13 protein-coding genes, 1 other RNA gene and 1 pseudogene are annotated in these 9,787 nt (G+C 34.4%); 7 read left to right on the top strand and 8 right to left on the bottom strand.

Translation table 11 applies throughout. The features are described 5' to 3' along the window. Positions 1-57: 57 nt before the first annotated feature. From OZD61_RS02270 to OZD61_RS02255, 4 genes and pseudogenes are all read left to right on the top strand, one after another. Positions 58-351, top strand: a pseudogene (locus OZD61_RS02270) (magnesium chelatase subunit ChlI family protein); the annotation flags it as partial. 83 nt (positions 352-434) lie between these two features. Then, positions 435-896, top strand: a complete 462-nt coding sequence (locus OZD61_RS02265; protein WP_274979692.1) for a hypothetical protein — start codon at positions 435-437, stop codon at positions 894-896. 245 nt (positions 897-1,141) lie between these two features. Further along, positions 1,142-2,338, top strand: coding sequence for a cell division protein FtsZ (ftsZ, locus tag OZD61_RS02260; protein WP_010962790.1), 1,197 nt, complete (start codon positions 1,142-1,144; stop codon positions 2,336-2,338). Further along, a complete protein-coding gene (locus OZD61_RS02255; protein WP_274979691.1) occupies positions 2,338-2,736 on the top strand; it encodes an EVE domain-containing protein in 399 nt (132 codons plus the stop codon). Before ftsZ ends, OZD61_RS02255 begins: the two co-directional genes overlap by 1 nt. A 33-nt stretch (positions 2,737-2,769) precedes the next feature. Here OZD61_RS02255 and OZD61_RS02250 read toward each other — a convergent pair whose 3' ends face one another. Continuing rightward, entirely contained in the window at positions 2,770-2,949 is a 180-nt protein-coding gene (locus OZD61_RS02250; RefSeq protein ID WP_259348642.1) for a hypothetical protein, read from the bottom strand. Between the two features lie 15 nt (positions 2,950-2,964). After that, positions 2,965-3,096 carry a hypothetical protein gene (locus OZD61_RS02245; RefSeq protein WP_255322244.1) on the bottom strand — a complete coding sequence of 44 codons (132 nt, stop codon included), beginning with the start codon at positions 3,094-3,096 and terminating at the stop codon, positions 2,965-2,967. A gap of 24 nt (positions 3,097-3,120) precedes the next feature. Between OZD61_RS02245 and ybeY the strand changes: the two genes are divergently transcribed. Then, positions 3,121-3,573, top strand: coding sequence for an rRNA maturation RNase YbeY (ybeY, locus tag OZD61_RS02240; RefSeq protein WP_253303271.1), 453 nt, complete (start codon positions 3,121-3,123; stop codon positions 3,571-3,573). A gap of 86 nt (positions 3,574-3,659) precedes the next feature. Beyond that, positions 3,660-4,448 carry a succinate dehydrogenase iron-sulfur subunit gene (locus OZD61_RS02235; protein ID WP_274979690.1) on the top strand — a complete coding sequence of 263 codons (789 nt, stop codon included), beginning with the start codon at positions 3,660-3,662 and terminating at the stop codon, positions 4,446-4,448. A gap of 3 nt (positions 4,449-4,451) precedes the next feature. Here the strand turns inward: OZD61_RS02235 and OZD61_RS02230 are convergent, their stop codons facing one another. The 4 genes from OZD61_RS02230 to OZD61_RS02215 are packed head-to-tail and all read right to left on the bottom strand — an operon-like array spanning position 4,452 to position 7,885. Then, entirely contained in the window at positions 4,452-5,588 is a 1,137-nt protein-coding gene (locus OZD61_RS02230; protein ID WP_236514561.1) for a hypothetical protein, read from the bottom strand. Between the two features lie 42 nt (positions 5,589-5,630). Beyond that, positions 5,631-6,410, bottom strand: a complete 780-nt coding sequence (locus OZD61_RS02225; RefSeq protein ID WP_274979689.1) for a GNAT family N-acetyltransferase — start codon at positions 6,408-6,410, stop codon at positions 5,631-5,633. Further along, positions 6,400-6,882 (bottom strand): phosphatidylglycerophosphatase A family protein, encoded by a 483-nt coding sequence (locus OZD61_RS02220; RefSeq protein ID WP_006279290.1) that lies wholly within the window; start codon positions 6,880-6,882, stop codon positions 6,400-6,402. The genes OZD61_RS02225 and OZD61_RS02220 overlap by 11 nt, the downstream gene beginning before the upstream one ends. Before the next feature lie 19 nt (positions 6,883-6,901). Continuing rightward, entirely contained in the window at positions 6,902-7,885 is a 984-nt protein-coding gene (locus tag OZD61_RS02215; RefSeq protein ID WP_274979688.1) for an NAD(P)H-dependent glycerol-3-phosphate dehydrogenase, read from the bottom strand. A gap of 325 nt (positions 7,886-8,210) precedes the next feature. On the opposite strand from OZD61_RS02215, the gene OZD61_RS02210 reads away from it, so the two are divergent. Next, on the top strand, positions 8,211-8,981 hold the full coding sequence (locus OZD61_RS02210; RefSeq protein WP_096616586.1) for a response regulator transcription factor: 771 nt from the start codon (positions 8,211-8,213) through the stop codon (positions 8,979-8,981). Between the two features lie 51 nt (positions 8,982-9,032). Here the strand turns inward: OZD61_RS02210 and rnpB are convergent. Both rnpB and OZD61_RS02200 read right to left on the bottom strand, forming a co-directional pair. Then, positions 9,033-9,382, bottom strand: an RNA gene (gene rnpB, locus OZD61_RS02205) — RNase P RNA component class A. Positions 9,383-9,539: 157 nt separating this feature from the next. Then, positions 9,540-9,787: hypothetical protein (locus OZD61_RS02200; protein WP_274979687.1), on the bottom strand; the 248-nt coding region annotated here is incomplete at its 5' end.

Raw genomic sequence — 9,787 nt, 5'->3', positions numbered from 1 at the left:
TAGATATACCTCTTTCTTAACTATGCTTATTCTACCTCATATTTTCGAGATCCTTAACAGGTTCTAAGAGAAAGAGTGATAGCAGCAAGAAAAGTTCAAACTGAGCGCTATAGTGAATTAAATATTCGTTGCAATTCAGAAGTAAGCGGTGAAGCATTTAATAAATTTACTGAACCAGATCAGGCAGGGTTAGAATTGCTAAAATACGTACTGAAAGAAAATTACATTCCCAATCGAGGCTACACACGCGTATTAAAAGTTGCAAGAACTATTGCAGATCTTGCAAAAAGTGAAGAAGTAAAAAGAGCACACATTGCTGAAGCGCTCAATTACAGAATAAAGGTATATTAAAAAATTAATTCACTTGACAGGCAATTTTTTTTACTATATGCTTCCTTAATGAAATTTTAACATTCTATTTAAGGAGTAGAGTTATGGCATTAACAGATTATAAGTATGAAGAAGGGGATGGCATTTTTCGTGCTATTTCAGAAGGATATATGAAAAGTGAAAAATGCTGGGGAATTCACGGTGCTGCTGGTGGAGCTGGTCAGTACGCTGTGCATAATAAAGGGAGAACAGCATTATTTCCGCTTGCAGTTGCAAGTATTGTCTTTACAGCAATGCATATGAAAGCAGGCTTTGTTAGTGCAGCAGAAGCTTCTGGGTTTCTTGCTAAGACTGCCAGTTACTTTGTTGGAACAAATCAAGCAATAGCTGCTTCATTACCTGGATTTATCGGAACAGGTGTTGCTGGTCAGATAGTTGCGGGTGCCATAATGGCAATTGCTGCAGTTGCTGCAGTTGCTGCTGTTTATGGAACATATCAAGTTGCCTCAAAATTAGAAGATGTTGCAGCTGAAGAATTGAAAGGGAAAGGTCAGACAGTAGAATAATCTTCAACAAAATAAAAAGGGATAGGTTTCTGTCCCTTTTTATAAACGTTTTCTATTTTTTGCATCGGTTAAGTGATGTCATCTAAGAATCTAGTTGTTGTAATTAACGGCACTTATTAGTATAAATGCTAAGAATAAGTAAATCCCGTTTACTATTTACGCCTATAGAAGTGAAAAGTATTTGCATATTATTAAAAAAGCGGTAACTTATTATCAAGTGAATTCGCTAAATTTGAGTAGTTTAAATGTCCATTGATCTTAGTCTGCCGGAGTTGCCTATATTACACCCAAGGATTACCGTTGTGGGAGTGGGTGGTGCTGGTGGAAATGCTGTGAATAACATGATCCAATCTAATTTGCAAGGAGTGAATTTTGTTGTCGCAAATACCGATGCTCAAGCACTAGAAAAGTCGTTATGTGATAAAAAAATTCAGCTTGGCATTAATTTAACTAAGGGGCTTGGTGCTGGTGCTTTGCCTGATGTTGGCAAAGGTGCAGCAGAAGAGTCAATTGATGAGATTATGGAGCATATAAAAGATAGTCATATGCTTTTCATCACAGCAGGAATGGGCGGTGGTACTGGAACCGGTGCAGCACCGGTAATTGCAAAAGCAGCCAGAGAAGCAAGAGCCGCAGTTAAGGATAGAGCGCCAAAAGAAAAAAAGATATTGACTGTTGGAGTTGTAACTAAACCGTTCGGTTTTGAAGGTGTGCGCCGTATGCGCATTGCAGAGCTTGGACTTGAAGAACTGCAAAAATACGTGGATACACTTATTGTCATTCCAAATCAGAATTTATTTAGAATTGCAAATGAAAAAACTACATTTTCTGATGCATTTAAACTTGCTGATAATGTTCTGCACATTGGTATCAGAGGAGTAACTGACTTGATGGTCATGCCAGGGCTTATCAATCTTGACTTCGCTGATATAGAAACAGTAATGAGCGAGATGGGCAAAGCGATGATCGGCACCGGAGAGGCAGAAGGAGAAGATAGAGCAATTAGTGCTGCAGAGGCTGCAATATCTAATCCATTGCTTGATAATGTATCAATGAAAGGTGCGCAAGGAATATTAATTAACATTACTGGTGGCGGAGATATGACTCTGTTTGAAGTTGATGCTGCAGCCAATAGAGTGCGTGAAGAAGTAGATGAAAATGCAAATATAATATTTGGTGCTACTTTTGATCAAGCGATGGAGGGAAGAGTTAGAGTTTCTGTTCTTGCAACTGGCATTGATGGTCGCAATAATAAATCAGAAACTTCACCTATAAGTCAGAGCGAAGACTCAGAGAAAGAGAAATTTAAGTGGCCATATAGTCAAAGTGAAAGTACACAAGACAAAACACTGGAAACAAAACCAGCTGAACAGGTAAGCGAAGGAGCTAAGTGGGGCAGCAATATCTATGATATACCAGCTTACTTAAGAAGAAAAAAATAATGCAATTTTGGCTACTTAAGTCAGAGCCAAGTGAATACTCGTGGCAAAAAATGGAAAAGGAGCGGGTAGTTGAGTGGGATGGTGTGCGCAATTATCAAGCTCAAAGTTACATGAAAATTATGAAAGCAAGCGATCTTGCGTTTTTTTATCATACAGGTAAAGAGAAAGCAATACTTGGAATCGTTGAAGTATTTAAAGAGTATTATCATGTTAATGATCCCAAGTTCGGATTAGTGAATGTAAAGTTTTTGAAACCTTTAAATAACCAAGTAACGTTAAATAATATAAAACAAAACCCACTCTTGAAAAATATGACTATATTAAAACAACCACGTTTATCAATTGCCCCAGTTTCGGAAATTGAATGGAATGAAATAATAAGGATGAGTGATGTGTAATACCTGTCATTTCAGTTCCTAAATGATGTCATCTCAGCACACAACGCACAGCTGTATGAATATTTGTCTCGAAGGCAGTGCATTAAACGTTATAGCCGATTTTGCATCAAACACAAAGGTGTCATTCCAGTGCTTGACACTGGAATCCAGCCTTAATGCAACCACATTAAAGCCGTTGCGTTTTAATATAAGATTAGCTACTTTTATATTCACTAACTTGATGTCTAATCAAAATTCCTGGATCCCAGTGCCTAGACACTGGGATGACATCCTTCTAGTGTACAATATTCGTACAGTTGTGTACATGACACAAGGGTCTATAACTCTTCTTTTTTGGATTCCAGTGTCAGCTATTTGCATGACACCCTTACTGATGTGTCACTCATGTTAGAAGTAAATATTCTTGACAAGAAATGGTGCAGCATTATAGAAAATCCTAAAAATTTTGTATTAGGTGTCATCAATGCTTCTCTAAAAGAATTAAAAATAGACCACTATAAACCAAATATATCAATAGCTCTGGCTGATGATGACTTGCTACATCAACTTAATTTAAAATTTAGAGAAATGGATAAGCCAACTAACGTACTATCATTTCCGTATGAACAATTGTCTAATGAGTGCGATTTAGGAGACATAGCAATTTCAATAGACACAATAAAAAGAGAATCGCATGAGTATTGTATACCCATTCTTGCTCACATTGCACACATGTTAGTGCATGGATTACTGCATTTACTTGGTTATGATCACCAAAAAAAAGATGAAGAAATTATAATGAAAAATCTAGAAAGAGAGATTTTAGCTTCGCTTGGCTACAATATGTGCACGATTTAAAAGGAATTTAATAAAAATATAGTAGATGATAATAAAATATGTTATCCACAAAGGGTTTTAGCTATAAACAATAAAAGGTAAGTGATATGGTTCAGTTTTCTTTGCCAAAGAATTCTAAAATTAATCAAAAGGGCAAAATTTATCCTATTCCTGCTAGAGCAAAAAACATCAGAAGATTTCAAATTTACCGTTGGTCTGCTGATGACGAGAAAAACCCTAGAATAGACACATTTTTTATTGATATGGATAATTGTGGCCCTATGGTACTTGATGCATTAATAAAAATAAAGGATGAAATAGATTCGACTTTAACTTTCAGACGTTCTTGTAGAGAAGGCATATGTGGATCTTGTGCCATGAATATTGAAGGAACCAATACTCTTGCATGTACTAGATCTATACATGATATAAAAGGTGACGTAAAAATATATCCATTACCTCACATGTATGTAATAAAGGACCTAGTCTCGGATTTGAGCCAATTTTATGAGCAATACAAATCAATTAAACCTTGGTTACAAGTAGATAAGCCTGCCCTACCAAATAAAGAATACTCTCAATCTTCTGAAGATAGAAAAAAATTAGATGGCTTGTCCGACTGTATATTATGTGCTTGCTGTTCGACTGGTTGCCCAAGCTACTGGTGGAATAGTGATAAATTTTTAGGACCAGCAATACTATTACAAGCTTACAGATGGATTGCTGACAGCCGTGATAATAAGACAGGTGAAAGACTTGATGTTTTAAACGACCCATTCAAGTTGTATCGTTGTCATACAATAATGAATTGCACAAAAACTTGTCCTAAAGGACTTAATCCAGCAAGAGCAATAGCGAAAGTAAAACAGCTCATGGTAGAGAGAGAAGGAGTTTAAGTATTATCTTTTGCATTCTTCGTAAGAGAACAGCAAACCTTCCGAAGCGTAGGGTATTGTTAATACCCTGAACGCTTTTCCATTCGTGAAATGCATCGTATCATCATACGATTCAAATAATTTTTTGAACAACTCATGTCTTTGATTACTAATAGTTTGAAAATCCTCCTTTTCTAAAAGCTTTTTAGATTCGCAGAGGTAAAGCATAACTTCATGATAAGTTGGGTAAGATGCCAAAAATTTTGGGTCAAATTGAAAGGTTTTTATAAAAGCATTATTATAAAATTTTAGCTTTTGATTCTTACTATATATTACTATAGCAACCGGTAACCTCTCAAGCAAATTTTTCTGTGTAGCTAAATAACTGTTTAATTCAGTATATAATTTCTCTGCATCACTAACATCTTTCCCATACATTACTATGCTACCAGAACCTTGTATTGGAATTTTAACAAAATCGAAAACCTTAGGTTCGTTCTTATAAGTTATGACATGTCTTCCTGGTTTTGTGCTATGAGCGCTACCGGTAATAGCAAATTTCTTAGAACCATCTACATATTTATCATAAAACAAGTTATAAAATTCCACCTTTCTACTCTTGTTATATCTTAGTATTGGAAATGGTAAAGAGTTGAAAACGTTTTTATAGCTCTCCACTTCCTGTGTAAGCTTACTATTTTCTAACTCAAGTCCGTTAGCCTTTATCTTACAGTCTGAGACATTCCTTATCCATAACAGCACACCTATCACATTGTTAGAATCATCTATTATGCTTCTACCGTAACATATGCAATAAACCTCACTGTCTTTTGACTTTAAATCTAGAGTAAAAGATTTATTTATTTCCTTTGCCTCAACAAAATTTTTGATTAGGCTTTCTGATTGCTCAAAAAAATTCACAAACTCATTAAATGAGTAAAAAACAGTATTAAGCAAAATTAGTAAATTGGGAGAGAACTTTTCTATACGTTTTTTTGCATCCCAAATATAAAACCCATCATTCACAGTATCAATTAAATTATTTATGATAACATTTTGATGCTGTAAGTTCTTAATCTTATTACTAATTTTTAATTTAGAATAAGAGAGAAAGAATAATATTAGAATCAATATTAAAACCACTTCATACAAAAAAAACATAGCACTTTTAAAACAAATGTAAAAATTTGTAACCGCTCAGAATTATGCTGAAGAGGTATATAAGTAAAGATTGCCTAACATTTGAAAGCCCAATCTCTTATAAAGGTTCACAGAAGATTTCATACAATGTGCTACTATATATTTGCATTCAAGCTGTTTAGCTATCTTTATTCTTTCTAAAACCATTTGGGTACCTATTCCACGATTCCTGTAAACTGGTAAAACTCCATCACTATAAAAACCAGCTACGCTGTCTTGAACATAAAGACCGCATGTCCCAATAATTTCATTATTTAGTGTTACAAGAAAAAATCTTAATCTTGAGTTCTTGTCATCATAATTTGATAATCCGCGAAAAAATGTGCTGACAATTCCAACGCCATGATAAAAAATTTTAGAAGTGTGTAGATCTAACTGTTCTAAGAGGTTGCTACCATTCACAGCATTTAACCTCAAGTTTGGAATAACATCAGCAGGTAAAAAGTAATTTTTCATATTAAGTAAAGCTTTTTTTGGTGTGCTAACGTGTTTTATTTCACACTTTTCTAAAACATCTCTTATTTTCATATGTGAATTTATTACCCATGTTGCTTCTATATCTCTTGTTCTGAGATAATCTAGAGTTTTTTGTATAGAAAGCTCGGTACATTGATCTCCACAGAACACAAAATTAAATAATGACTCCCTGGTACCATTTATTGTAAATATGATGTTATCAAATTCATCGTGTACTTCCCACTCAGATAAATTCGCTGTGTACAGTATATAATCCTTTAGATTTTGAACAATTAAGCTTGAATAATAAATTTTTTTATCCTGCATACACCAACAATAAACAATAAAAGGCTCCTATAAGAACGCAGGCTAAAATTGCAGCTATAACGTCATCTAGCATAATACCTAAAGGACCTTTGGTATTTTTATCGATTAAATTTATAGGCCACGTTTTTATTATATCAAAAAACCTAAAAGAAAAAAAGCACAACAACAATGAAGAACAATTCATCTCTTGGCTTAACAATATCGAAACTAAAAGTATCGTCAGCAATTGACCAACCACTTCGTCAATTACTACCTCTTTTGGATCACATGAAGTCTTGTAATGTTTTATATAATTACCTGTAGACCATAATCCAATTAAGAATAAAAAAGAAATAATTGCTGCACCTAAAATTTTGTTGCTCAGGATTACAGGAACAAGCGGAAAAGAAGCCAAACTACCCACAGTACCTGGCATTTTTTTTACTGTTCCAGACAGCCACCACGTTGATATTAATTTATATAAAAATTTCACAATATATCCAAATACAAAATTAACTTATAAGAACAGAAATAGTATCCTCTATAGAGACGCTTTCATACAATAATCTATAGACCGCTTCACATATAGGCATTTTTATCTTTAGCTTTCCTGCTAAATTAAATATGGACTCAGCAGTGCTAAAACCTTCAATCACTGACTTGCCTTCTGACAAAATCTGCTGAACATTAAAGCCATTGTCACTATTACCTATTTTAAACCCAAAAGATAAGTTTCTTGAATTCAAGGATGTGCATGTCATAATTAGGTCACCCAGACATGCTGGCCCAAGTAGTGTATTTATATCCACACTACCGTCACCAATTTTTGCTGAGTATAAAGCCTTAATTTCGCTCATACTTTTCGTAATCAATGCTGCATGAGCATTAAACCCAAGTTTACTACCTAAAACAATCCCACACGCTATAGCAAAAACGTTCTTTAACGCTGCACAAATCTGTACTCCTATAATGTCGTTACTAAACTCCAATTTAACATTTTCTTGTTGCAGCTCTGATACTAGCTTTGAACCTAATGTGTTATTTTGGCATGCAAGAACCATTGAATAGGGTAATTTTCTTGCAACTTCTACAGCAAAGCTAGGACCTGAAAAAATAGCAATAGGATTGTTAGGTAAAATTTCATTTACTATTTCACTAGGTAATTTTAATGTAGACTTTTCTATTCCCTTACAAGCTAAAATTATTGCTACATCTTTTTTCAGATTACAATTATGCAATTGCTGACATACCTTCCTCAGAGACTGAGTGGGAACAGCGAGGATTGTTACTGAAGCATTAATTGTGTCTTCAATAGCCAATTTTACTGACACATTATCAGAAATTCGACAACCGGGTAGCTTGTCACTTTCTCTTTTCCCGTTGATTGATTCAAATGTAGTTTCATTGCGAGTCCACAAAATCACATCTTTCTTACTACCTAATGAAATTGCGATTGCTGTACCCCATGCACCAGCACCTAAAATTGATATTGCCACACAATATTCCTGAAAATATTACTTATACTTTAAAACAGTAGGATAAGTAAATTAAAAATATAACACAGACATATAGAATAGTTAAATATTTATTAACCGAAGTATTCTTTTGATAATAGTAACTTTAATTCAATATTTACTAAAAATATTATTACTATCATGGTATGTCTATTATATTTTAGATCTGTTTATATAACTTTGGAACAATATATTTACTATTAATTAATAAGTGTAATTTTGATCATTTGTTAATAAAAATTTGATTTATTACTTTCCTTCGTTATATATATTACTAAAATTATAAATTATTTATGGGGTGTAAAATATGCGTATATTATTAATTGAAGATGATCAAGTAAGTGCAAAGACTGTGGTTAACGCCTTAACTTCTGATGGACATTTCTGTGACGTTGTTACTTCTGCACAAGATTATAACAATAATATGGTTTCCTCAAACGGAGATTACTATGACCTAGTTATTTTAGATATACACTTGCCTGGTGATATTGACGGATATGATATATTGCTAAGACTAAGAAGTGCAAAAATCAAAGTTCCTGTCTTAATACTTTCATGTATATCCGCTGTCAATCACAAAGCTAAAGGACTCGGGTATGGTGCCGATGATTACTTAACCAAACCATTTCATAAAAGTGAGTTATTAGCTCGAATTAAGGCCATAGTGCGTCGTACTAAAGGCCATCCTGAATCGGTGATAAAGATTGGTAATATAAATATCAATTTTGATCACAGGATTGTTGAGGTGAAAGGTAAAACGGTTCACCTTACTAATAAGGAGTATTCTATGATAGAATTGCTAGCACTGCGTAAAGGAACAGTATTAACAAAAGAAATGTTCTTAAATCATCTTTACAATGGCTTAGATGAACCTTCAGATAACAAGATAGTTGATGTTTTTATGTGCAAATTACGTAAGAAACTTGAAAGTGCAAATGATGGAAAAAGCCACATAGAAACCGTTTGGGGCAGAGGGTATGTTCTGAAAGAGTATATTGATGATGAAGAATATTCTAATGTTAATGTAGGCGAAAGTAGTGATGGCTATCAAGCAGAACAAGTGAAGGACAACGCATGAAATGCCTATACATTTAAATATAGCATGGCTTATATCGCACGTATCATGTGAACGCCTAGGCGAAATGTAAGCCGAGTTCTGTTTATGTAGCTATTTATCTGAAGTAAATGTTACCATTTACCGCATGCGATTTACCCGAGTAGATATGAGGAAAACATAAAATCTACTTCTATTTAATCTTGCTCCTAGTGTTGGTTACTCGACTACCAATGTTGCCATTGCCACGGTGTGCTCTTACCACACCTTTTCACCCTTACCTAAGAATATTTTAGGCGGTAATTCTCTGTAGCCCTATAACTGGAGTTACCTCCGGCGGGCATTACCCGTCACTATTTTTCCTTGGAGCCCGGACTTTCCTCTGCTATGTTCACCACACAACAGCAGCTACTTATTTCACCTAGGAATTATACTTTAACATGAAAATCACAAAAGCAAAAGACAATTTCCTAACAGTCTACATATTAAAAACATTTAGACAAATAGCTAAAGGTGATATTCCGGCACATCATCACTATCCCAAGATAAGCTTTTTTCACTTTTAGACTCCGCTTCAGTTAGTCAAGAGCCTGGTCCACCGCTTGAAGACGATGAGCTACTTCTTGATCGACTACTACTTTCTACTGATATACTATTTAGCACTGTTTCAGATTGATATATAGTTCGCATTCTGTTACCAGTGGTAAAAATTTCTTCATCGCTACTTGAAGATGATCGCCTTCTATAACCCAAATCAGTTAGTTCTAAGAACCTGTTTAAAATCTTCGTAATAGGAGAGAAATGAAGGAAAGGACAATCATTTGCAAGCT

The sequence above is a fragment of the Wolbachia endosymbiont of Drosophila bocki genome, from assembly GCF_028982005.1.
Lineage (GTDB): Bacteria > Pseudomonadota > Alphaproteobacteria > Rickettsiales > Anaplasmataceae > Wolbachia > Wolbachia pipientis.
The sequence above is the reverse complement of the archived record's forward strand: the minus strand, read 5'-3'. Positions and strand labels throughout refer to the sequence as shown.

Excerpts from the sequence above, each read along its gene's own strand:
- OZD61_RS02265 (WP_274979692.1), top strand. The coding sequence starts at position 435 with ATGGCATTAACAGATTATAAGTATGAAGAAGGGGATGGCATTTTTCGT.
- ftsZ (WP_010962790.1), top strand. The coding sequence starts at position 1,142 with ATGTCCATTGATCTTAGTCTGCCGGAGTTGCCTATATTACACCCAAGG.
- OZD61_RS02255 (WP_274979691.1), top strand. The coding sequence starts at position 2,338 with ATGCAATTTTGGCTACTTAAGTCAGAGCCAAGTGAATACTCGTGGCAA.
- OZD61_RS02245 (WP_255322244.1), bottom strand. The coding sequence starts at position 3,096 with ATGCAAATAGCTGACACTGGAATCCAAAAAAGAAGAGTTATAGACCCT.
- ybeY (WP_253303271.1), top strand. The coding sequence starts at position 3,121 with ATGTTAGAAGTAAATATTCTTGACAAGAAATGGTGCAGCATTATAGAA.
- OZD61_RS02235 (WP_274979690.1), top strand. The coding sequence starts at position 3,660 with ATGGTTCAGTTTTCTTTGCCAAAGAATTCTAAAATTAATCAAAAGGGC.
- OZD61_RS02230 (WP_236514561.1), bottom strand. The coding sequence starts at position 5,588 with ATGTTTTTTTTGTATGAAGTGGTTTTAATATTGATTCTAATATTATTC.
- OZD61_RS02225 (WP_274979689.1), bottom strand. The coding sequence starts at position 6,410 with ATGCAGGATAAAAAAATTTATTATTCAAGCTTAATTGTTCAAAATCTA.
- OZD61_RS02210 (WP_096616586.1), top strand. The coding sequence starts at position 8,211 with ATGCGTATATTATTAATTGAAGATGATCAAGTAAGTGCAAAGACTGTG.